The 22,625-nt window shown below is 50.0% G+C and carries 25 protein-coding genes; 19 read left to right on the top strand and 6 right to left on the bottom strand.

The annotated features are described in order from the left end of the window. Nucleotides 1-10: 10 nt before the first annotated feature. From lptE to lipA, 14 genes are all read left to right on the top strand, one after another. On the top strand, nt 11-592 hold the full coding sequence (gene lptE / locus ACJHYD_RS17830) for an LPS assembly lipoprotein LptE (protein ID WP_001269673.1): 582 nt from the start codon (nt 11-13) through the stop codon (nt 590-592). Further along, complete coding sequence (holA, locus tag ACJHYD_RS17825) at nt 592-1,623, top strand: DNA polymerase III subunit delta (protein ID WP_000620513.1); 1,032 nt, start codon at nt 592-594, stop codon at nt 1,621-1,623. Before lptE ends, holA begins: the two co-directional genes overlap by 1 nt. Nucleotide 1,624: 1 nt before the next feature. Continuing rightward, complete coding sequence (nadD, locus tag ACJHYD_RS17820) at nt 1,625-2,266, top strand: nicotinate-nucleotide adenylyltransferase (protein WP_000838889.1); 642 nt, start codon at nt 1,625-1,627, stop codon at nt 2,264-2,266. 23 nt (nt 2,267-2,289) lie between these two features. Beyond that, nucleotides 2,290-2,901: an adenosylcobalamin/alpha-ribazole phosphatase gene (locus ACJHYD_RS17815; protein ID WP_001241878.1), complete on the top strand. Its 612-nt coding sequence runs from the start codon at nt 2,290-2,292 to the stop codon at nt 2,899-2,901. A gap of 259 nt (nt 2,902-3,160) precedes the next feature. Continuing rightward, nucleotides 3,161-3,478, top strand: coding sequence for a ribosome silencing factor (rsfS, locus tag ACJHYD_RS17810; RefSeq protein ID WP_001161664.1), 318 nt, complete (start codon nt 3,161-3,163; stop codon nt 3,476-3,478). Between the two features lie 3 nt (nt 3,479-3,481). After that, on the top strand, nt 3,482-3,949 hold the full coding sequence (gene rlmH / locus ACJHYD_RS17805) for a 23S rRNA (pseudouridine(1915)-N(3))-methyltransferase RlmH (protein WP_000776104.1): 468 nt from the start codon (nt 3,482-3,484) through the stop codon (nt 3,947-3,949). Between the two features lie 30 nt (nt 3,950-3,979). Further along, the gene (gene mrdA, locus ACJHYD_RS17800; RefSeq protein WP_000776191.1) at nt 3,980-5,881 is read left to right on the top strand and encodes a peptidoglycan DD-transpeptidase MrdA; all 1,902 of its coding nucleotides are present in this window, start codon (nt 3,980-3,982) and stop codon (nt 5,879-5,881) included. A 2-nt stretch (nt 5,882-5,883) separates the two neighbouring features. Next, complete coding sequence (gene mrdB, locus ACJHYD_RS17795) at nt 5,884-6,996, top strand: peptidoglycan glycosyltransferase MrdB (protein WP_000131719.1); 1,113 nt, start codon at nt 5,884-5,886, stop codon at nt 6,994-6,996. Between the two features lie 10 nt (nt 6,997-7,006). Then, entirely contained in the window at nt 7,007-8,095 is a 1,089-nt protein-coding gene (gene rlpA, locus ACJHYD_RS17790) for an endolytic peptidoglycan transglycosylase RlpA (RefSeq protein WP_001231416.1), read from the top strand. A gap of 139 nt (nt 8,096-8,234) precedes the next feature. Beyond that, complete coding sequence (gene dacA, locus ACJHYD_RS17785) at nt 8,235-9,446, top strand: D-alanyl-D-alanine carboxypeptidase DacA (RefSeq protein ID WP_001092082.1); 1,212 nt, start codon at nt 8,235-8,237, stop codon at nt 9,444-9,446. Between the two features lie 109 nt (nt 9,447-9,555). Continuing rightward, complete coding sequence (gene ybeD, locus ACJHYD_RS17780) at nt 9,556-9,819, top strand: DUF493 family protein YbeD (protein ID WP_000850550.1); 264 nt, start codon at nt 9,556-9,558, stop codon at nt 9,817-9,819. Between the two features lie 100 nt (nt 9,820-9,919). Beyond that, a complete protein-coding gene (lipB, locus tag ACJHYD_RS17775) occupies nt 9,920-10,561 on the top strand; it encodes a lipoyl(octanoyl) transferase LipB (RefSeq protein ID WP_000284040.1) in 642 nt (213 codons plus the stop codon). 259 nt (nt 10,562-10,820) lie between these two features. Continuing rightward, the gene (locus tag ACJHYD_RS17770) at nt 10,821-11,774 is read left to right on the top strand and encodes a YbeF family transcriptional regulator (RefSeq protein WP_000378057.1); all 954 of its coding nucleotides are present in this window, start codon (nt 10,821-10,823) and stop codon (nt 11,772-11,774) included. 208 nt (nt 11,775-11,982) lie between these two features. Then, nucleotides 11,983-12,948, top strand: a complete 966-nt coding sequence (gene lipA / locus ACJHYD_RS17765) for a lipoyl synthase (RefSeq protein ID WP_000042632.1) — start codon at nt 11,983-11,985, stop codon at nt 12,946-12,948. A 101-nt stretch (nt 12,949-13,049) separates the two neighbouring features. Here lipA and tatE read toward each other — a convergent pair whose 3' ends face one another. Both tatE and ACJHYD_RS17755 read right to left on the bottom strand, forming a co-directional pair. After that, on the bottom strand, nt 13,050-13,253 hold the full coding sequence (gene tatE / locus ACJHYD_RS17760) for a twin-arginine translocase subunit TatE (protein WP_000503931.1): 204 nt from the start codon (nt 13,251-13,253) through the stop codon (nt 13,050-13,052). Nucleotides 13,254-13,381: 128 nt separating this feature from the next. Further along, on the bottom strand, nt 13,382-14,170 hold the full coding sequence (locus ACJHYD_RS17755; RefSeq protein WP_001305561.1) for a deaminated glutathione amidase: 789 nt from the start codon (nt 14,168-14,170) through the stop codon (nt 13,382-13,384). 95 nt (nt 14,171-14,265) lie between these two features. On the opposite strand from ACJHYD_RS17755, the gene crcB reads away from it, so the two are divergent. Continuing rightward, the gene (gene crcB, locus ACJHYD_RS17750) at nt 14,266-14,649 is read left to right on the top strand and encodes a fluoride efflux transporter CrcB (protein WP_000939738.1); all 384 of its coding nucleotides are present in this window, start codon (nt 14,266-14,268) and stop codon (nt 14,647-14,649) included. Between the two features lie 53 nt (nt 14,650-14,702). Here crcB and cspE read toward each other — a convergent pair whose 3' ends face one another. Together cspE and pagP are read right to left on the bottom strand one after the other, a co-directional pair. Beyond that, nucleotides 14,703-14,912 carry a transcription antiterminator/RNA stability regulator CspE gene (gene cspE / locus ACJHYD_RS17745; protein WP_000034825.1) on the bottom strand — a complete coding sequence of 70 codons (210 nt, stop codon included), beginning with the start codon at nt 14,910-14,912 and terminating at the stop codon, nt 14,703-14,705. 174 nt (nt 14,913-15,086) lie between these two features. Beyond that, nucleotides 15,087-15,647 carry a lipid IV(A) palmitoyltransferase PagP gene (gene pagP / locus ACJHYD_RS17740; protein ID WP_001328705.1) on the bottom strand — a complete coding sequence of 187 codons (561 nt, stop codon included), beginning with the start codon at nt 15,645-15,647 and terminating at the stop codon, nt 15,087-15,089. 588 nt (nt 15,648-16,235) lie between these two features. On the opposite strand from pagP, the gene dcuC reads away from it, so the two are divergent. After that, on the top strand, nt 16,236-17,621 hold the full coding sequence (gene dcuC, locus ACJHYD_RS17735; RefSeq protein ID WP_000955057.1) for an anaerobic C4-dicarboxylate transporter DcuC: 1,386 nt from the start codon (nt 16,236-16,238) through the stop codon (nt 17,619-17,621). 40 nt (nt 17,622-17,661) lie between these two features. Here the strand turns inward: dcuC and dpiA are convergent, their stop codons facing one another. Together dpiA and dpiB are read right to left on the bottom strand one after the other, a co-directional pair. Then, nucleotides 17,662-18,342 carry a two-component response regulator DpiA gene (gene dpiA, locus ACJHYD_RS17730; RefSeq protein ID WP_000126500.1) on the bottom strand — a complete coding sequence of 227 codons (681 nt, stop codon included), beginning with the start codon at nt 18,340-18,342 and terminating at the stop codon, nt 17,662-17,664. Beyond that, nucleotides 18,311-19,969, bottom strand: a complete 1,659-nt coding sequence (dpiB, locus tag ACJHYD_RS17725) for a sensor histidine kinase DpiB (RefSeq protein WP_001305557.1) — start codon at nt 19,967-19,969, stop codon at nt 18,311-18,313. Before dpiB ends, dpiA begins: the two co-directional genes overlap by 32 nt. Before the next feature lie 378 nt (nt 19,970-20,347). Here dpiB and citC point away from each other — a divergent pair, with 378 nt between their 5' ends. From citC to citE, 3 genes are read left to right on the top strand one after another with little or no spacing between them, the layout of a single operon-like run. Continuing rightward, nucleotides 20,348-21,406, top strand: coding sequence for a [citrate (pro-3S)-lyase] ligase (citC, locus tag ACJHYD_RS17720; RefSeq protein WP_000467705.1), 1,059 nt, complete (start codon nt 20,348-20,350; stop codon nt 21,404-21,406). 14 nt (nt 21,407-21,420) lie between these two features. Further along, complete coding sequence (gene citD / locus ACJHYD_RS17715) at nt 21,421-21,717, top strand: citrate lyase acyl carrier protein (RefSeq protein WP_000700703.1); 297 nt, start codon at nt 21,421-21,423, stop codon at nt 21,715-21,717. Further along, on the top strand, nt 21,714-22,622 hold the full coding sequence (citE, locus tag ACJHYD_RS17710) for a citrate (pro-3S)-lyase subunit beta (RefSeq protein ID WP_000622357.1): 909 nt from the start codon (nt 21,714-21,716) through the stop codon (nt 22,620-22,622). The genes citD and citE overlap by 4 nt, the downstream gene beginning before the upstream one ends. The last annotated feature ends 3 nt before the right edge of the window (nt 22,623-22,625 follow it).

The raw sequence follows: 22,625 nt of genomic DNA, 5'->3' as shown, positions 1-22,625 counted from the left end.
GGGAGGAAGCGTGCGATATCTGGCAACATTGTTGTTATCTCTGGCGGTGTTAATCACCGCCGGGTGTGGCTGGCATCTGCGTGATACCACGCAGGTTCCTTCCACTATGAAGGTCATGATCCTGGACTCAGGCGATCCGAACGGGCCATTAAGCCGTGCGGTGCGTAACCAGTTACGTCTGAATGGTGTCGAGTTGCTTGATAAAGAAACCACGCGTAAGGACGTTCCATCCCTGCGTTTGGGTAAAGTGAGCATCGCGAAAGATACCGCATCGGTATTCCGTAACGGTCAAACAGCAGAGTATCAGATGATCATGACGGTCAATGCGACCGTGTTGATCCCCGGCCGTGACATCTACCCGATTAGCGCCAAAGTCTTCCGTTCGTTCTTCGATAACCCGCAAATGGCGTTAGCGAAAGATAACGAACAAGACATGATCGTAAAAGAGATGTACGACCGTGCTGCCGAACAGCTGATTCGTAAGCTGCCAAGCATCCGTGCTGCGGATATTCGTTCCGACGAAGAACAGACGTCGACCACAACGGATACTCCGGCAACGCCTGCACGCGTCTCTACCACGCTGGGTAACTGATGATTCGGTTGTACCCGGAACAACTCCGCGCGCAGCTCAATGAAGGGCTGCGCGCGGCGTATCTTTTACTTGGTAACGATCCTCTGTTATTGCAGGAAAGCCAGGACGCTATTCGTCAGGTAGCTGCGGTACAAGGATTCGAAGAACACCACACTTTTTCCATTGATCCCAACACTGACTGGAATGCGATCTTTTCGTTATGCCAGGCCATGAGTCTGTTTGCCAGTCGACAAACGCTATTGCTGTTGTTATCAGAAAACGGACCGAATGCGGCGATTAATGAACAACTTCTCACACTCACCGGACTTCTGCATGACGACCTGCTGTTGATCGTCCGCGGCAATAAATTAAGCAAAGCGCAAGAAAATGCCGCCTGGTTTACTGCTCTTGCGAATCGCAGCGTGCAGGTGACCTGTCAGACACCGGAGCAGGCTCAGCTTCCCCGTTGGGTTGCTGCGCGTGCAAAACAGCTCAACTTAGAACTGGATGACGCGGCGAATCAGGTGCTCTGCTACTGTTATGAAGGTAACCTGCTGGCGCTGGCTCAGGCACTGGAGCGTTTATCGCTACTCTGGCCAGACGGCAAACTGACATTACCTCGCGTTGAACAGGCGGTGAATGATGCCGCGCATTTCACCCCTTTTCATTGGGTTGATGCTTTGTTGATGGGAAAAAGTAAGCGCGCGTTGCATATTCTTCAGCAACTGCGTCTGGAAGGCAGCGAACCGGTTATTTTGTTGCGCACATTACAACGTGAACTGTTGTTACTGGTTAACCTGAAACGCCAGTCTGCCCATACGCCACTGCGTGCGTTGTTTGATAAGCATCGGGTATGGCAGAACCGCCGGGGCATGATGGGCGAGGCGTTAAATCGCTTAAGCCAGCCGCAGTTACGTCAGGCCGTGCAACTCCTGACACGAACGGAACTCACCCTCAAACAAGATTACGGTCAGTCAGTGTGGGCAGAGCTGGAAGGGTTATCTCTTCTGTTGTGCCATAAACCCCTGGCGGACGTATTTATCGACGGTTGATATGAAATCTTTACAGGCTCTGTTTGGTGGCACCTTTGATCCGGTGCACTATGGTCATCTTAAACCCGTGGAAACGCTGGCGAATTTGATTGGTCTGACGCGGGTCACAATCATCCCTAATAATGTTCCTCCGCATCGTCCCCAGCCGGAAGCGAACAGCGTACAGCGTAAACACATGCTTGAACTGGCGATTGCCGACAAGCCATTATTTACTCTTGATGAACGCGAGCTAAAGCGCAATGCCCCCTCTTACACTGCGCAAACACTGAAAGAGTGGCGGCAGGAACAAGGGCCGGACGTGCCGCTGGCGTTTATTATAGGTCAGGATTCACTGCTGACCTTTCCGACCTGGTACGAATACGAAACGATACTCGACAATGCACATTTGATCGTCTGTCGGCGTCCAGGTTACCCACTTGAAATGGCGCAACCGCAATACCAGCAATGGCTGGAAGATCATTTGACACATAACCCGGAAGATCTTCACCTTCAGCCTGCCGGTAAAATTTATCTGGCTGAAACGCCGTGGTTTAACATCTCGGCGACCATTATCCGCGAACGTTTGCAAAACGGTGAATCGTGTGAGGATTTATTGCCGGAACCGGTACTGACTTACATTAACCAACAAGGCTTGTATCGCTGATACCTGTCGTTACGGAGGGCATGATGCGACTGTGGTTAATTCGTCATGGTGAAACGCAAGCGAATATCGATGGTCTGTACAGCGGTCATGCTCCCACACCCCTGACTGCGCGCGGTATTGAGCAAGCGCAAAATCTGCATACGCTGCTACATGGTGTTTCCTTTGACCTGGTTTTATGCAGTGAACTGGAACGTGCACAGCATACCGCGCGACGGGTTCTCAGTGATCGCCAGCTTCCCGTGCAAATCATCCCTGAACTCAACGAAATGTTTTTTGGCGACTGGGAGATGCGACATCATCGCGACCTCATGCAAGAAGATGCCGAAAACTATAGCGCGTGGTGCAATGACTGGCAGCATGCTATCCCCACGAACGGTGAAGGATTTCAGGCATTTTCACAACGAGTGGAACGGTTTATCGCAAGGCTTAGTGAATTTCAGCACTATCAGAATATTTTAGTCGTCAGCCATCAGGGTGTACTGAGTCTGTTAATCGCCCGTTTAATTGGTATGCCTGCCGAAGCTATGTGGCATTTTCGCGTTGACCAGGGGTGTTGGAGCGCCATTGATATCAACCAAAAATTCGCGACGCTACGCGTCCTCAATAGCCGTGCCATCGGGGTCGAGAATGCATGACTTTTCTGTTTTTTTACGGGTAAGCCGCAACGACCATTGACAGCCCCGGGCAGGCTGATATTCTCCGCAGCCAGACTTTTTTCGCCAGACACGACTTTGTAGAAATTGTTTTACAAAAATGGCGATGCAATCTGCGGCGCGGGGTGGGATGATAGCCCACTTTCGAAAGCCGATTCGGCGACAATTGTCCCGAAATCGCCTCTGGTTCAGGTATACTGACAGACCATTTTTATCTATTTGATTCACCCAGGGGGAAAACTTGCAGGGTAAAGCACTCCAGGATTTTGTTATCGACAAAATTGATGACCTCAAAGGTCAGGACATCATCGCCTTAGACGTTCAGGGCAAATCCAGCATCACCGACTGCATGATCATCTGTACGGGTACGTCCAGCCGTCATGTTATGTCCATTGCTGACCACGTTGTGCAGGAGTCTCGCGCAGCGGGCCTGTTACCGCTCGGCGTAGAAGGTGAAAACAGCGCCGACTGGATTGTCGTGGATTTGGGCGATGTGATTGTCCATGTCATGCAGGAAGAGAGCCGTCGCCTGTATGAACTGGAAAAACTCTGGAGTTAATGCGTGAAGCTGCAACTTGTCGCCGTGGGAACGAAAATGCCGGACTGGGTACAAACTGGTTTTACCGAGTACCTGCGTCGTTTTCCGAAAGATATGCCCTTCGAGCTGATTGAAATTCCGGCCGGAAAACGCGGCAAGAATGCGGACATCAAGCGCATACTCGACAAAGAGGGTGAGCAGATGTTGGCGGCCGCAGGCAAAAACCGCATTGTCACCCTCGATATTCCAGGCAAGCCCTGGGATACGCCGCAGTTAGCCGCTGAGCTGGAACGCTGGAAGCTGGATGGTCGCGACGTCAGTCTACTGATTGGCGGGCCTGAAGGGTTGTCGCCTGCCTGTAAAGCGGCGGCGGAGCAGAGCTGGTCGCTGTCGGCGCTTACCCTCCCCCATCCGTTGGTTCGCGTGCTGGTCGCAGAGAGTCTGTACCGGGCGTGGAGCATCACCACCAACCATCCTTATCACCGTGAGTGATAAGGGAGCTTTGAGTAGAAAACGCAGCGGATGAAACTACAGAACTCTTTTCGCGACTATACGGCAGAGTCCGCGCTGTTTGTGCGCCGGGCGCTGGTCGCCTTTTTGGGGATTTTGCTGCTGACCGGCGTGCTTATCGCCAACCTGTATAATCTGCAAATTGTTCGCTTTACCGACTACCAGACCCGCTCTAATGAAAACCGCATTAAGCTGGTGCCTATCGCGCCCAGCCGCGGCATTATCTACGACCGTAACGGTATCCCTCTGGCCCTCAACCGCACTATCTACCAGATAGAAATGATGCCGGAGAAAGTCGATAACGTGCAGCAAACGCTGGACGCTTTGCGCAGCGTGGTTGATCTGACCGATGACGATATTGCTGCATTCCGAAAAGAGCGCGCACGTTCACACCGTTTCACCTCCATTCCGGTGAAAACTAACCTGACCGAAGTACAAGTAGCTCGCTTTGCCGTCAATCAGTACCGTTTTCCGGGTGTTGAAGTTAAAGGCTATAAACGTCGTTACTATCCTTACGGTTCGGCGTTGACCCACGTCATCGGCTATGTGTCGAAAATCAACGATAAAGACGTCGAACGCCTGAATAATGACGGCAAACTGGCCAACTATGCGGCAACGCATGATATCGGTAAGCTGGGCATTGAGCGTTACTATGAAGACGTGCTGCACGGTCAGACCGGTTATGAAGAGGTTGAAGTTAACAACCGTGGGCGTGTTATCCGCCAGTTAAAAGAAGTGCCACCGCAAGCCGGACACGATATTTACCTGACGCTGGATCTCAAACTCCAGCAATATATTGAAACGCTGCTGGCGGGTAGCCGCGCAGCGGTGGTAGTCACCGATCCGCGTACAGGTGGGGTGCTGGCGCTGGTTTCCACGCCTAGTTATGACCCAAACCTGTTTGTTGACGGTATCTCCAGCAAAGATTATTCCGCCTTGCTGAACGACCCGAATACACCGCTGGTGAACCGCGCTACACAGGGGGTTTATCCTCCCGCGTCTACAGTTAAACCCTATGTGGCGGTTTCGGCATTGAGCGCCGGAGTGATCACGCGCAATACGACGCTGTTTGACCCAGGCTGGTGGCAACTGCCAGGTTCGGAAAAACGTTATCGTGACTGGAAAAAATGGGGCCACGGGCGTCTGAATGTCACAAGATCGCTGGAAGAATCTGCGGATACCTTCTTCTATCAGGTGGCCTACGATATGGGAATCGATCGCCTCTCCGAATGGATGGGTAAATTCGGTTATGGTCATTACACCGGTATCGACCTGGCGGAAGAACGTTCCGGCAACATGCCTACCCGCGAATGGAAACAGAAACGCTTTAAAAAACCGTGGTATCAGGGTGACACCATTCCGGTTGGTATCGGTCAGGGTTACTGGACAGCGACCCCAATCCAGATGAGTAAGGCACTGATGATCCTGATTAATGACGGTATCGTGAAGGTTCCGCATTTGCTGATGAGCACCGCCGAAGACGGCAAACAGGTGCCATGGGTACAACCGCATGAACCGCCCGTCGGCGATATTCATTCCGGTTACTGGGAGCTGGCGAAAGACGGTATGTACGGTGTTGCTAACCGCCCTAACGGTACGGCGCATAAATACTTTGCCAGCGCACCGTACAAAATTGCGGCGAAATCCGGTACCGCTCAGGTCTTCGGTCTGAAAGCGAACGAAACCTATAATGCGCACAAAATTGCCGAGCGTTTACGTGACCACAAACTGATGACCGCCTTTGCGCCATACAACAATCCGCAAGTCGCTGTCGCCATGATTCTGGAGAACGGCGGTGCGGGTCCGGCGGTTGGTACGCTGATGCGCCAGATCCTCGACCACATTATGCTGGGTGATAACAACACCGATCTGCCTGCGGAAAATCCAGCGGTTGCCGCAGCGGAGGACCATTAATCATGACGGATAATCCGAATAAAAAAACATTCTGGGATAAAGTCCATCTCGATCCCACAATGCTGCTGATCTTACTGGCATTGCTGGTTTACAGCGCCCTGGTTATCTGGAGCGCCAGCGGTCAGGATATTGGCATGATGGAGCGTAAAATCGGCCAAATCGCGATGGGTCTGGTCATCATGGTGGTGATGGCGCAAATTCCTCCACGCGTTTATGAAGGCTGGGCCCCCTATCTCTATATCATCTGTATTATTTTGCTGGTGGCGGTAGATGCTTTCGGTGCCATCTCTAAAGGCGCTCAACGCTGGCTGGACCTCGGTATTGTTCGTTTTCAGCCGTCGGAAATTGCCAAAATAGCCGTACCACTGATGGTTGCGCGCTTTATCAACCGCGACGTTTGCCCGCCATCGTTGAAGAACACAGGCATCGCGCTAGTGCTGATATTTATGCCCACGCTGCTGGTGGCTGCACAGCCTGACCTGGGGACATCAATCCTCGTTGCGCTTTCCGGTCTGTTTGTACTGTTCCTCTCTGGCCTTAGCTGGCGTCTGATTGGCGTCGCAGTAGTGCTGGTAGCGGCGTTCATTCCGATTCTGTGGTTCTTCCTGATGCATGATTACCAGCGCCAGCGCGTAATGATGCTCCTGGACCCGGAATCAGACCCACTCGGCGCGGGCTATCACATTATTCAGTCTAAAATTGCTATTGGCTCCGGCGGATTACGCGGCAAAGGCTGGCTGCATGGCACTCAGTCACAACTTGAATTTCTCCCCGAACGCCATACCGACTTTATCTTCGCGGTACTGGCGGAAGAGCTGGGATTAGTGGGCATTTTGATTCTGCTCGCTCTCTACATTCTGCTGATCATGCGCGGGCTGTGGATAGCCGCCAGAGCGCAAACCACCTTTGGTCGCGTCATGGCTGGCGGCTTAATGCTGATATTATTCGTTTATGTCTTCGTAAATATTGGTATGGTAAGCGGTATTCTGCCGGTTGTAGGGGTTCCGCTCCCACTGGTCAGTTATGGAGGATCGGCGCTAATTGTGCTGATGGCTGGGTTCGGGATTGTAATGTCAATCCACACCCACAGGAAAATGTTGTCGAAAAGCGTGTAAGAGGTGCGCAATGCGTAAGCAGTGGCTCGGGATCTGCATCGCGGCAGGAATGCTCGCGGCATGTACAAGCGATGATGGTCAGCAACAGACGGTAAGTGTACCGCAGCCTGCGGTATGTAACGGCCCCATAGTTGAAATTAGCGGGGCGGACCCGCGTTTCGAACCACTGAACGCGACGGCAAATCAGGATTACCAGCGCGACGGTAAAAGCTACAAAATCGTGCAGGATCCGTCTCGATTTAGCCAGGCGGGACTGGCGGCAATCTATGATGCCGAACCCGGCAGTAACCTGACGGCCTCTGGCGAAGCATTCGATCCGACACAGCTGACAGCGGCCCATCCAACGCTTCCGATCCCCAGCTACGCCAGAATCACTAACCTGGCTAACGGGCGAATGATCGTGGTGCGCATTAATGATCGCGGTCCTTACGGCAACGACCGCGTTATTTCGCTTTCTCGCGCGGCAGCTGACCGTCTTAACACGTCAAACAACACCAAAGTTCGTATCGATCCGATTATTGTCGCCCAGGATGGTTCGCTTTCTGGTCCTGGTATGGCCTGTACCACAGTTGCCAAACAGACTTACGCCCTGCCTGCACCTCCCGATTTAAGCGGCGGCGCGGGAACAAATTCAGTGTCTGGCCCGCAGGGTGACATTCTTCCGGTCAGTAATTCGACGCTAAAAAGCGAAGATCCGACCGGCGCGCCGGTAACCAGCAGCGGTTTCCTCGGCGCACCAACGACCTTAGCGCCTGGTGTTCTGGAAGGCAGCGAACCAACACCTGCACCACAGCCCGTTGTTACAGCTCCGGCGACAACGCCTGCAACCACGCCTGCAATGGTGACACCGCAAGCCACCTCGCAAAGCGCCAGCGGCAACTTTATGGTGCAAGTCGGAGCCGTTAGCGATCAGGCTCGTGCGCAACAGTACCAACAGCAACTGGGACAGAAGTTCGGCGTCCCCGGTCGCGTAACTCAAAATGGCGCAGTCTGGCGGATCCAGCTTGGCCCATTCGCCAGCAAAGCCGAAGCCAGTACCTTGCAGCAACGTTTGCAAACCGAAGCCCAATTACAGTCATTTATTACCACCGCGCAGTAGCGTAAAGCAGGCATCTGATGTGTCAATTTCTGTAAATGACGTTAACAAAGTCACGCGGAAAGTCAGATGCCTGCCGGTAGTGCATTTGCTATAGTAGGGCACTTTTTTTAATTCCATCACGGATGTCGTAGTTCAGACCATGAATACCATTTTTTCCGCTCGTATCATGAAGCGCCTGGCGCTCACCACGGCTCTTTGCACAGCCTTTATCTCTGCTGCACATGCCGATGACCTGAATATTAAAACTATGATCCCGGGTGTACCGCAGATCGATGCGGAGTCCTACATCCTGATTGACTATAACTCCGGCAAAGTGCTCGCCGAACAGAACGCAGATGTCCGCCGCGATCCTGCCAGCCTGACCAAAATGATGACCAGTTACGTTATCGGCCAGGCAATGAAAGCCGGTAAATTTAAAGAAACTGATTTAGTCACCATCGGTAACGACGCATGGGCTACCGGTAACCCGGTGTTTAAAGGTTCTTCGCTGATGTTCCTCAAACCGGGCATGCAGGTTCCGGTTTCTCAGCTGATCCGCGGTATTAACCTGCAATCGGGTAACGATGCTTGTGTCGCCATGGCCGATTTTGCCGCTGGTAGCCAGGACGCTTTTGTTGGCTTGATGAACAGCTACGTTAACGCACTGGGACTGAAAAATACCCACTTCCAGACGGTACATGGTCTGGATGCTGATGGTCAGTACAGCTCCGCGCGAGATATGGCGCTGATCGGCCAGGCGTTGATCCGTGACGTACCGAATGAATACTCGATCTATAAAGAAAAAGAATTTACGTTTAACGGTATTCGCCAGCTGAACCGTAACGGTCTGTTATGGGATAACAGCCTGAATGTCGACGGCATCAAAACCGGACACACTGACAAAGCAGGTTACAACCTTGTTGCTTCTGCGACTGAAGGCCAGATGCGCTTGATCTCTGCGGTGATGGGCGGACGTACTTTTAAAGGCCGTGAAGCCGAAAGTAAAAAACTGCTGACCTGGGGCTTCCGTTTCTTCGAAACCGTTAACCCACTGAAAGTAGGTAAAGAGTTCGCCTCTGAACCGGTTTGGTTTGGTGATTCTGATCGCGCTTCGTTAGGTGTTGATAAAGACGTGTATCTGACCATTCCGCGTGGCCGCATGAAAGATCTGAAAGCCAGCTATGTGCTGAACAGCAGTGAATTGCATGCGCCGCTGCAAAAGAATCAGGTCGTCGGTACTATCAACTTCCAGCTTGATGGCAAAACGATCGAACAACGCCCGCTGGTTGTGCTGCAAGAAATCCCGGAAGGCAACTTCTTCGGCAAAATCATTGATTACATTAAATTAATGTTCCATCACTGGTTTGGTTAAAAATCGAACACTTGAAAGTGTAATTTCCGTCCCCATATACTAAGCATCAGTAAAAAACTCCCGCCTTCTGGCGGGAGTTGCTATTTAATTACGTTACGCCGGAGCTGACATGAAAACCAAACTTAACGAACTGCTTGAATTCCCTACTCCTTTTACTTACAAAGTTATGGGGCAGGCGTTACCTGAGCTGGTTGATCAGGTGGTTGAAGTGGTACAGCGCCATGCGCCAGGTGACTACACCCCAACGGTAAAACCAAGCAGCAAAGGCAACTACCACTCGGTATCTATCACTATCAACGCTACTCATATCGAGCAGGTTGAAACACTGTATGAAGAACTGGGCAAAATCGATATTGTCCGCATGGTTCTGTAACTCGCTTCTCCGTTACCCGGCTCCTGGTCGGGTAACTCCCCTCTCCTCGCTGTGATATACTTTTCCCCCACTTTTACTCATTCTCCACGGAGATGCCGTTTTGTATCAGGATAAAATTCTTGTCCGCCAGCTCGGTCTTCAGCCTTACGAGCCAATCTCCCAGGCTATGCATGAATTCACCGATACCCGCGATGAAAGTACCCTTGATGAAATCTGGCTGGTCGAGCACTATCCGGTATTTACCCAAGGGCAGGCAGGAAAAGCGGAGCACATTTTAATGCCGGGTGATATTCCGGTGATTCAGAGCGATCGCGGTGGGCAGGTGACTTATCACGGGCCGGGGCAACAGGTGATGTATGTGTTGCTTAACCTGAAACGCCGTAAACTCGGTGTGCGTGAACTGGTGACCTTGCTTGAGCAAACAGTGGTGAATACCCTGGCTGAACTGGGTATAGAAGCGCATCCTCGGGCTGACGCGCCTGGTGTCTATGTCGGGGAAAAGAAAATTTGCTCACTGGGTTTACGTATTCGACGCGGTTGTTCATTCCACGGTCTGGCATTAAACGTCAATATGGATCTTTCACCATTTTTACGTATTAATCCTTGTGGGTATGCCGGAATGGAAATGGCTAAAATATCACAATGGAAACCCGAAGCGACGACTAATAATATTGCACCGCGTTTACTGGAAAATATTTTAGCGCTACTAAACAATCCTGACTTCGAATATATTACCGCTTAATTGCATACATCAATGGCCCAATTTACACTGGGTCATTACTCATAATACCTGCTAATGCTTTACATCTCCTTCGCGTTTGTATATTTTCTTTATCACTTGCAGAAATGCGATGCTACGCCTTGCTCCGTAACTCACCCCATTGATTAACTTATTGAAATAGTTGATTATGGTGAGCAAAAGCGTTCCGTTCCAATTAGACATAAGATTATTGTAATTTTTTTTAATATTATTTTTCCATGAATAAAATTGGAGTAAGTGCGTGGATAGTAATAATCAAATTGAAACCTGTTTAAGCAGAAAGTCGTCAGAAGATAAACCACAAATATTTACAACCTTACGAAATATTGATCTTAACCTTCTGACTATTTTTGAAGCTGTATATGTACATAAAGGGATCGTTAATGCAGCGAAAGTGCTTAATCTGACACCCTCGGCAATCAGTCAGTCTATTCAGAAACTGCGCGTTATATTCCCTGACCCATTGTTTATTCGCAAAGGCCAGGGTGTCACTCCTACCGCATTTGCGATGCATCTACATGAGTATATCAGTCAGGGCCTTGAGTCCATTCTTGGCGCGCTGGATATCGAAGGAAGCTATGATAAGCAACGAACGATAACCATTGCGACCACCCCCTCGGTCGGAGCCCTGGTCCTTCCTGTCATCTATCGGGCGATTAAATCTCACTATCCGCAGCTTTTACTGCGCAACCCCCCCATCAGCGACGCGGAAAACCAACTCAGTCAGTTTCAAACCGATCTCATCATCGATAACATGTTTTGCACCAATCGTACGGTGCAACATCATGTTCTGTTCACCGACAATATGGTGTTAATTTGCCGCGAGGGAAATCCACTACTCTCTTTAGAAGATGACAGGGAGACTATCGACAACGCTGCGCATATACTCCTGTTACCGGAAGGGCAAAATTTCAGCGGTCTGCGGCAGAGAGTTCAAGAGATGTTTCCGGACCGGCAAATCAGTTTCACCAGCTACAACATTTTGACAATCGCTGCACTGGTTGCCAACAGTGACATGTTAGCGATTATTCCCAGCCGTTTTTATAACCTGTTTAGCCGTTGCTGGCCGCTGGAAAAACTGCCTTTTCCGTCCTTAAATGAGGAGCAAATAGATTTCTCTATCCACTACAACAAATTCAGCCTGCGTGATCCCATCCTGCACGGGGTAATAGATGTTATCCGTAATGCATTTTGAAAAAGTATTGTTACAGCCAGATCACAGCGAAGAACGAAAAAATGGCACAATCCAACAACAATTTTACATTTTCGCGACCGCTTTGGCTGCTTTCAGGTCCGTTTCAATGATATACTGCCAGTCGTTAATTCAAAAATAGTTGATAATTACAACAATCTATTGAATTGAAACGCTTTCCTTCGTAATTCGCAACTGGAACACGCACGCTATGAGTAAACCCATTGTGATGGAACGCGGTGTTAAATACCGCGATGCCGATAAGATGGCCCTTATCCCGGTTAAAAACGTGGCAACAGAGCGCGAAGCCCTGCTGCGCAAGCCGGAATGGATGAAAATCAAGCTTCCAGCGGACTCTACACGTATCCAGGGCATCAAAGCCGCAATGCGCAAAAATGGCCTGCATTCTGTCTGCGAGGAAGCCTCCTGCCCTAACCTGGCGGAATGCTTCAACCACGGCACAGCAACGTTTATGATCCTCGGCGCTATTTGTACCCGCCGTTGTCCGTTCTGTGACGTTGCCCACGGTCGCCCGGTAGCTCCGGATGCCAATGAACCAGTGAAACTGGCGCAGACCATTGCCGATATGGCGCTGCGTTATGTGGTTATCACCTCCGTTGACCGTGATGACCTGCGCGATGGCGGTGCCCAACACTTTGCGGATTGCATTACTGCCATTCGGGAAAAAAGCCCGCAAATCAAAATTGAAACTCTGGTGCCGGATTTCCGCGGTCGTATGGATCGTGCTCTGGATATTCTGACCGCCACACCACCAGATGTATTCAACCATAACCTGGAAAACGTACCGCGTATTTACCGTCAGGTACGGCCTGGTGCGGATTACAACTGGTCGCTGAAGCTGCTGGAACGCTTTAAAGAAGCGCATCCGGAAATCCCGACCAAGTCTGGTCTGATGGTGGGTCTGGGTGAAACCAATGAAGAAATTATTGAGGTAATGCGCGACCTGCGCCGTCATGGTGTGACGATGCTAACGCTGGGGCAATATTTGCAGCCAAGCCGCCATCACCTGCCGGTTCAACGTTACGTTAGCCCGGATGAGTTCGACGAAATGAAAGCCGAAGCGCTGGCGATGGGCTTTACCCATGCTGCATGCGGTCCGTTTGTCCGCTCGTCTTACCACGCCGATTTGCAGGCGAAAGGGATGGAAGTTAAGTAATCCTGTAATAATTACTTACATCTATCTGATAAAAAACCCGCTTTTTGAAGCGGGTTTTTTTGTATCGAACAAGATATTGAGGGAGCGTCCTGCTCGCCACGTCACTCTTTATGAGAGAGCTTTTCAGCCTGAAGATCAACGTCTGCGCCTTTTTTCGCCGCAGCATCGTCATCATTCATCGCCTTCTTGAACCCTTTAATGGCCGCTCCAAGGTCTCCGCCCAGCGTACGTAACTTCTTAGTCCCAAACAGCAGAACGACCAGCGCCGCAACTACCAGCAGTTTGGTAATACTAATCTCACCCATAGATACCTTCTTGACATATAACCGGCAACAGAACGCGCCTTAAAAACCAGAGAATATTAACGGTCATTCGACGCGCGCACACAATAGCAATCTGTAACAAGGTGAATCAAGCGCCGAGTAAAAAAACATCATAATAATTGCGGCGGCGCAAAGCGACGGTTGTTTAAAACGGGAAGTTGCGCGCGCACCTGACGCACACGTTCGGGCGTCACTTCCGCCATAATGAGTGCAGGCATTTCTGACGCTGCCGCAATGGTGACGCCAAAGGGATCTATAATCCGGCTTTGCCCGATATTTTTGTTCCCGCACTCCCCCGCCGCCACCATATAACAGGTGGTATCCAGCGCACGAGCGGCAAGCAACGTTGACCAGTGATGCTCTTTGAGCGGCCCACGAACCCAGGCGGCAGGAAGTACCAGGATTTCAGCTCCCTGTAATGCCTGTGCCAGCGCCAGCTCTGGAAAGCGTAAGTCATAACAGGTCATCAGACCGACCTTCATCCCTTCCACCTCCAGTAACGGAGCTATTTCATTACCAGCATCAACATGGCGTGATTCCTGAATGGCAAATGCATCATAGAGATGCAGTTTGGCATAACGGGCGACGATGTTTCCTGCCTGTAGCGCCACCAGCATATTCCATGCGCGCCCCGGCGTTGAAGGAACATGAATCGTCAGAATTGTCGTCATCATGTTACGTTTACTTTCTCGCCGTAAACGTCCGAGGAATTCGCCTTCCAGCAGCTGTGCTGATTTAACCGATAGATCTGCATCATGATCATCGCGCGCCAGCAATGCTTCCGGCAGGACAAACAGCGATACGTCGTTTTCCGCCGCCTGCGCCATCAACGAGGCACAAATCTCAGCGTTCTTTTCCCACACAGATGTAACAGCAAACTGTCCTGCGGCAACCAGCATTGCCACCTCCTCCTGTCAGAGTCGTAAAATTCGCCAACGGCGATTATTCGGCGTTACACTTATCACTCATACAAATCAAATAGCAGGATTTTGCAGTGTTACAACTTCTTTTAGCAGTTTTTATTGGCGGTGGTACGGGAAGCGTGGCGAGATGGCTGTTAAGTATGCGATTTAACCCGCTGCATCAAGCGATTCCGTTGGGGACGCTGGCTGCAAACCTGATTGGGGCATTCATCATAGGAATGGGATTCGCCTGGTTTAGCAGGATGACGAACATTGATCCAGTGTGGAAAGTATTAATCACCACCGGATTTTGTGGCGGTCTAACAACCTTCTCAACATTTTCGGCAGAAGTGGTGTTTTTGTTACAAGAGGGCCGCTTTGGCTGGGCGTTACTGAACGTTTTCGTCAACCTTTTGGGGTCTTTTGCCATGACCGCACTGGCTTTCTGGCTGTTTTCCGCCTCAACCGCACACTAAAGACCAAAAAAAACCCGCTGATTAAGCGGGTTTTGAATTCTTGCTGACGTATCTTACAGAGCGATTACGTTTGCAGCAGAAGGGCCTTTGGCACCGTTAGTGATTTCGAACTCTACGCGCTGACCTTCAGCAAGAGTTTTAAAACCATTAGTCTGGATTGCAGAGAAGTGTACGAACACGTCTTTGCTGCCGTCTTCCGGAGTAATGAAACCGAATCCTTTGGACTCATTAAACCACTTAACGTTACCTTTAATCTTAGACATCAAAATTACCTTTACATGAAAAATAGACACAAATGCTGTGTCGGTTACCAGTACACCAATTGTGGTACGCTTTGTCCAGTGCAACTTTACTAAAAAGTGATAAAAGTCGCGTTATTTTTGATGTTACTTATTTTAGTTATTGATTTTAAAGAAGTTACTAAAACTTCATTTGTCTCAAAACTGAAAGCGCATCCAGGCAAAGTACACATTGCCATTGTTGTAGGTACCCGGAATGTAGGTCATCTGAAAAGTCACTGGGCCATAACCCACGGAGGCCAATGGCAGTAGAACCGGGAGAGGGATGTAATTCCAGTTATCGCGTGCCGTTACGCCAGCGGTGAATCCCAGACCTAAATGAAAATTTTCATCCGCCAGCGGTCGCCAGGTACTTTCCCATCCGTATCCGGCAATCGGTTCCCATTTGTTCCACGAGTCCTTAAATGCCATGGCATACAGGCCATGCCAGTTTCCTTTTTCATCCCAACGCGACTGACCAAAACCGCCACCCCACGGTCGCTCGTTATAGCGATCGGTTTTTTCTTTGTCGTAAGCGAAACGTGCATGCCAGGTGATGGCAGGAATATATAAATCATAATGTTCAGGCTGTTGCCAGGTTTGTGCAATATTTTCTCTAAACGTTGTCATCCACTCATCTGCGTTAGCAAAAACTTTACCAACGCTGATTAACTGAATAAAAACAAAGGAAAAGATAGCGACATATTGACTCACGTTCATTTGTGACCATAAAACATTTATCAAAAATCTACTACTAGCATAGCAAAGCTACAATTAACATAACCTTAATAGCCCCAACATGAAGAATAATCTGAATAGCTGCTCTATTTATTTCCGCTTGTTCAAGATAAATATTTCCGCGCATCGATTAAAGATGATTCGTCGTTTTCTGCGATGGGAATAGTCAAAAAAGAAAAACCAAGTATTTTTTGATGACAAAATGCAACCAAGGAAAAATTTCTTTATTTTTTAATTGGATACAAAAATCACCTTAACGAAGAATATAATATATATCGTCAACCCATGCTCATGGCAGATTATTTTCTGAGCACGCAACCGCAGCTAACACCATTGCTATTAACAAATTTGCATCAATCCGCCATCAATTTACACACATTATTATGTGGTAATTGCCAAACGCTAAATATGCGTTTTGTTATCTATGTATAAAAACAGCAACTTCAATGTCTTAATGGCAGTTTTTCTTGATTTTAATCAGCATTCACCGCCAATTTATTGGGCATATTTTTTCCTTAAGTTTTAGGAATTTTTTATTATTTACTTTGGGGCCTGGAGACAGGAAAAATTATGCTGACATTCATTGAACTCCTTATTGGGGTTGTGGTTATTGTGGGTGTAGCTCGCTACATCATTAAAGGGTATTCCGCCACTGGCGTGTTATTTGTCGGTGGCCTGTTATTGCTGATTATCAGTGCCATTATGGGGCACAAAGTGTTACCGTCCAGCCAGGCTTCAACAGGCTACAGCGCCACGGATATCGTTGAATACGTTAAAATATTGCTAATGAGCCGCGGCGGCGACCTCGGCATGATGATTATGATGCTGTGTGGCTTTGCCGCTTACATGACCCATATCGGCGCGAATGATATGGTGGTCAAGCTGGCGTCAAAACCATTGCAGTATATTAACTCCCCTTACCTGCTGATGATTGCCGCCTATTTTGTCGCCTGTCTGATGTCTCTGGCCGTCTCTTCCGCGACCGGTCTGGGTGTTTTGCTGATGGCAACCCTGTTTCCGGTGATGGTAAACGTTGGTATCAGCCGTGGTGCAGCTGCTGCTATTTGTGCCTCCCCGGCGGCGATTATTCTCGCACCGACTTCAGGGGATGTGGTGCTGGCGGCGCAGGCTTCCGAAATGTCGCTGATTGACTTCGCCTTCAAAACGACGCTGCCTATCTCAATTGCTGCAATTATCGGCATGGCGATCGCCCACTTCTTCTGGCAACGTTATCTGGATAAAAAAGAGCACATCTCTCATGAAATGTTAGATGTCAGTGAAATCACCACCACTGCTCCTGCGTTTTATGCCATTTTGCCGTTCACGCCGATCATCGGAGTGCTGATTTTTGACGGCAAATGGGGTCCGCAATTACACATCATCACTATTCTGGTGATTTGTATGCTGATTGCCTCCATTCTGGAGTTCATCCGCAGCTTTAATACCCAGAAAGTTTTCTCTGGTCTGGAAGTGGCTTATCGCGGGATGGCAGATGCGTTTGCTAACGTGGTGATGCTGCTGGTTGCCGCTGGGGTATTCGCTCAGGGGCTTAGCACCATCGGCTTTATTCAAAGTCTGATTTCTATCGCCACCTCGTTTGGTTCGGCGAGTATCATCCTGATGCTGGTATTAGTGATCCTGACAATGCTGGCGGCAGTCACGACCGGTTCAGGCAATGCGCCGTTTTATGCGTTTGTTGAGATGATCCCGAAACTGGCGCACTCTTCCGGCATTAACCCGGCGTATTTGACTATCCCAATGCTGCAGGCGTCAAACCTCGGTCGTACCCTGTCACCCGTTTCTGGCGTAGTCGTTGCTGTTGCCGGGATGGCGAAAATCTCACCATTTGAAGTCGTAAAACGCACCTCGGTGCCGGTGCTTGTTGGGCTGGTGATTGTTATCGTTGCTACAGAGCTGATGGTGCCAGGAACGGCAGCCGCGGTCACAGGCAAGTAAATAGTCATGCCGGAGGCAAGTTTCCTCCGGCTTTATCATGTCACCCACTGTGGTATATGCGTTGCGGTCTGCCAACTTTGCCGTGAACAATTTCAGCAATAATCAGATGGCGGCTGGCGCAATATTCAAGATAACGTCTGGCAGTGGTGCGGCTGATAGTCAGTGCCTGCGCCACCGTTTCTGCCGTATGTTGCACACCAGGCTCTTTAAACAGTTTTCGCACCGCGTTTAGCGTCAAGGGGTCAATGCCGGTCGGCAGTTCGTCTTTGGGTTCACCGCGAGCATAGGCATTAAACATCTCATCAATTTGCTTCTGGCTGGCGCTATCAATACTTTCCAGCATATGTTTACGCTGGCGGAAACGGGTTAGCGTTTGCCCCAGCCGTTCATAGGCAATTGGCTTAATGAGATAATCAAATACACCACAACGTACGGCTTCAGACACCGTTTCCATATCACTGGCTGCAGTGGTAAACACCACGTCGCCGGGATAATGCGCCTGCACCAGTTCATGCAGTAAATTAATCCCTCTACCGTCAGGAAGATAGTTATCGAGCAAGATTAGCCCCGGCTTAAAACGCTCGATCATCATTCGGGCCTGCGCCAGGTTTCCCGCCAGTAATATCTGACTGAATCCGGGAATGTGACGAATATATTCCGCATGCATCTCTGCCAGCGGCGTTTCGTCCTCAACGATCAATAGGGTTAATGGAGCTGTCATTAGGTTTCACTTTCGGAATATAGATTGAAAATAAGGTACCGCAGGGATCATTATCTTCGAGAGTGATAACACCACCGCAGCGCGTTACGTAGCTGGCAATCAAGTACAACCCAATGCCATGTTCGCCGGGCTCGTCAGCACGCGTACTGACACCCTGCTCAAATATTTTGTCTCGTAGAGACTCTGGAACGCCGCAGCCCTGATCGGCGACTTCAATCACCACATCATCGCCTTCATCGCTGAGGAATAATTCAACGATCTTGTTTCCTTCATCGCTACGCAGGCTGGCTTCGAAGGCGTTATCAAGTAAATTGCCAACAATGGCTGCAAACTCGGTGCTGTCCAGTCCTGGCGGCAGTTGCGAAAGCTGACTTCCGGGGACGATGACCATTTTTAGCCCCAGTTCGCGGGCGCGCTGCACTTTACCAAAAAGCAGCCCCGCCACCTGGCGATCGGCAAACGCCTCGCGCAGGCTATCAATAAGCTGTTGCTGGGCCTGAGACTCCCCCTGCACCATCGCCAACACGCGATCATACTCTTTCATCTGCAACAGACCATTGAGCGTCGACATCCAATTGAGATGCTCGTGTCGCAATGTGCGCAGGCTCTCGACGTATTGTTTAATTTGCGTCAGTTGCGCATTGAGGGTGGATATTTCGTCTTTACTACGAAAGCTGATAATGGCCCCCAGCAAATCATCACCAGAACGAATAGCTTCCCGGTTGGCAATAACGCTCAGACCGTTAAAGTTCGCCACCACATCCTGACGTTTTTCATCAATCTGTTCGGTAAAGAAATCGGCGGGCCTGACCACTTCAGCAATGGGTTTACCCAACCATTGCCGTCCGGGGGAACTCAGACCCAGCATCTTTCTTGCGTTACGATTGATGGCGGTAATGTAACCATGCGGATCCACCGCAATGAGCCCTTCATAAACCGAACTAAACAGCGCCTCTTGCTGACGGACCACGCGTGCGATTTGCTTTGGCTCCATGCCCATCATCTGCCGACGGATATGCGCGGCCAGGAACCACGATAGCAACATCAGAATCCCTAACAGCACGACAAACACACCTGCCATCGGTAATAAAAACTCAGCACGCCAGCTATCGATTTTACTCACCAGGTAGCCAATCGACACCACGCCGATGACTTTTCCATCGTCATCAAAGATTGGCGTTTTGGCACGCATCGCCATGCCAATTGACCCTTTCCCGGTGATGAAGTAGCTCTCCCCTTTCTCCAGCGCGCCCGGTTTGGTGAACTGCATAGGATAACCAATTTTCTCCGGATTAGGATGGTAAAGACGAATCGAGTGCCGATCGCCAATCACCACATAATCGAAATCAGTATCTCTTTGTAATTTGTCAGCGATGGTCGCCAGCCTCTTGTAGTCACGCGTTTTCACTGCGCTGATGATACTGTCATTAGAAGCAATAATTTTTGCCTGATTCATTGCCATGTCGCGCACATGAAGCGTTAAATAGTCCTCAAAACTGGCCGTAAAATATTGCGCCAGGGCTGCAATGACAAATATTGAGAACACCAGAATCAGCAAAAAGATACGCAGCGGAAATGCCAGTCTTTGGAAAAATGCAAACTGTTTATTCTCGTTAAGCTGCAACATTGTTTTCCTTGCGGGTTGTCCCGAGCCTCTTTGACAGATGTAATTAAAATGTTGAATCAAAATACATAGATATTAAACATAATCGTGGCAAATTTTATTCATTAAATCAATTAAATCACTTAAACCTGCGGGTCATTTCGTAATTACATTAATTAAAAAACTTAAAACCATTAAATAAATAAAAAACCACTAACTCTATGTGAAATAAATCAAAATTTCACGCTGCAATACTCCTTAGGATGTATAGCGAAAGGAGAAAAAGATATACCTCGATCGCCCCCTTTCTCCCAAGTGAAAATAAAAGGTTATCAGTTTGCAACATCGAACAACATTTGTTGCAAATCGATAACAACATGCACCTTCAGGATACTATTTATTATGTTCGGCAATGATATTTTCACCCGTGTAAAACGTTCAGAAAATAAAAAAATGGCGGAAATCGCCCAATTCCTGCATGAAAATGATTTGAGCGTTGACACCACAGTCGAAGTATTTATTACCGTAACCCGCGATGAAAAGCTTATCGCGTGCGGTGGAATTGCCGGAAATATTATTAAATGCGTTGCTATCAGTGAATCCGTTCGCGGTGAAGGACTGGCGCTGACATTAGCCACCGAGCTAATTAACCTCGCCTATGAGCGGCACAGCACGCATCTGTTTATTTATACCAAAACCGAATACGAGGCGCTGTTCCGCCAGTGCGGTTTTTCCACGCTGACCAGTGTACCCGGCGTGATGGTGCTGATGGAAAACAGCGCCACGCGACTGAAACGCTATGCCGAATCGCTGAAAAAATTTCGTCATCCAGGGAACAAGATTGGCTGCATTGTGATGAACGCCAATCCCTTTACGAATGGTCACCGTTATCTGATTCAACAGGCTGCAGCACAGTGCGACTGGTTACATCTGTTTTTAGTTAAAGAAGATTCTTCACGCTTTCCCTATGAAGACCGGCTGGATCTGGTGTTAAAAGGCACCGCCGATATTCCACGCCTGACTGTGCATCGCGGCTCCGAATACATCATCTCCCGCGCTACGTTCCCTTGCTACTTCATTAAAGAACAGAGCGTCATTAACCATTGTTACACCGAAATTGATCTGAAGATTTTCCGTCAGTACCTCGCTCCCGCGCTGGGTGTAACTCACCGCTTTGTCGGTACTGAACCCTTTTGTCGCGTTACCGCCCAGTACAACCAGGATATGCGCTACTGGCTGGAAACGCCGACTATCTCCGCACCGCCCATCGAACTGGTTGAAATTGAGCGGCTGCGTTACCAGGAGATGCCGATATCCGCTTCCCGGGTACGTCAACTGCTGGCGAAAAACGATCTCACGGCTATCGCGCCGCTGGTCCCTGCAGTCACGCTGCATTATTTGCAGAACCTGCTTGAGCACTCCCGCCAGGACGCGGCAGCTCGTCAAAAGACCCCCGCATGAGAAACAGGTGAAAAATGAAAATAAACCAGCCCGCCGTTGCAGGCACCCTTGAGTCTGGGGATGTGATGATACGCATCGCCCCACTCGATACGCAGGATATCGACCTGCAAATCAACAGCAGCGTTGAGAAACAGTTTGGCGATGCAATTCGCACCACCATTCTGGACGTTCTCGCCCGCTACAACGTGCGCGGCGTACAGCTGAATGTCGATGACAAAGGCGCACTGGACTGCATTTTACGTGCACGACTGGAAGCCCTGCTGGCACGCGCCAGCGGTATCCCGGCTCTGCCATGGGAGGATTGCCAATGATTTCCGCTTCGCTGCAACAACGTAAAACTCGCACCCGCCGCAGCATGTTGTTTGTGCCTGGTGCCAATGCCGCGATGGTCAGCAACTCCTTCATCTACCCGGCTGATGCCCTGATGTTTGACCTCGAAGACTCCGTGGCATTACGTGAAAAAGACACCGCCCGCCGCATGGTTTACCACGCGCTGCAACATCCGCTGTATCGCGATATTGAAACCATTGTGCGTGTAAACGCGCTGGATTCCGAATGGGGTGTTAACGACCTGGAAGCCGTCGTTCGCGGTGGTGCGGACGTTGTGCGTCTGCCGAAAACCGATACCGCTCAGGATGTTCTGGATATCGAAAAAGAGATCCTGCGTATCGAAAAAGCCTGTGGTCGTGAACCCGGCAGTACCGGCTTGCTGGCGGCGATTGAATCTCCGCTGGGCATTACCCGCGCAGTGGAAATCGCTCACGCTTCCGAGCGTTTGATCGGTATCGCCCTCGGTGCAGAAGACTATGTGCGCAACCTGCGTACAGAACGCTCCCCGGAAGGAACTGAACTGCTGTTCGCTCGCTGCTCCATTTTGCAGGCCGCGCGCTCTGCGGGTATTCAGGCGTTCGATACCGTCTATTCCGACGCTAACAACGAAGCCGGATTCCTGCAAGAAGCCGCCCACATCAAACAGCTGGGCTTTGACGGCAAATCGCTGATCAACCCGCGTCAGATTGATCTGCTGCACAACCTCTACGCACCGACCCAGAAAGAAGTGGATCACGCCCGCCGCGTCGTAGAAGCCGCTGAAGCCGCCGCTCGCGAAGGCCTCGGCGTGGTTTCCCTGAACGGCAAGATGGTGGACGGTCCGGTTATCGATCGCGCCCGTCTGGTGCTCTCCCGTGCAGAACTTTCCGGCATCCGCGAAGAATAAGGC

Source organism: Escherichia sp. WS1368, assembly GCF_046487485.1.
Classification (GTDB): domain Bacteria; phylum Pseudomonadota; class Gammaproteobacteria; order Enterobacterales; family Enterobacteriaceae; genus Escherichia; species Escherichia coli.
The sequence above is the reverse complement of the archived record's forward strand: the minus strand, read 5'-3'. Positions and strand labels throughout refer to the sequence as shown.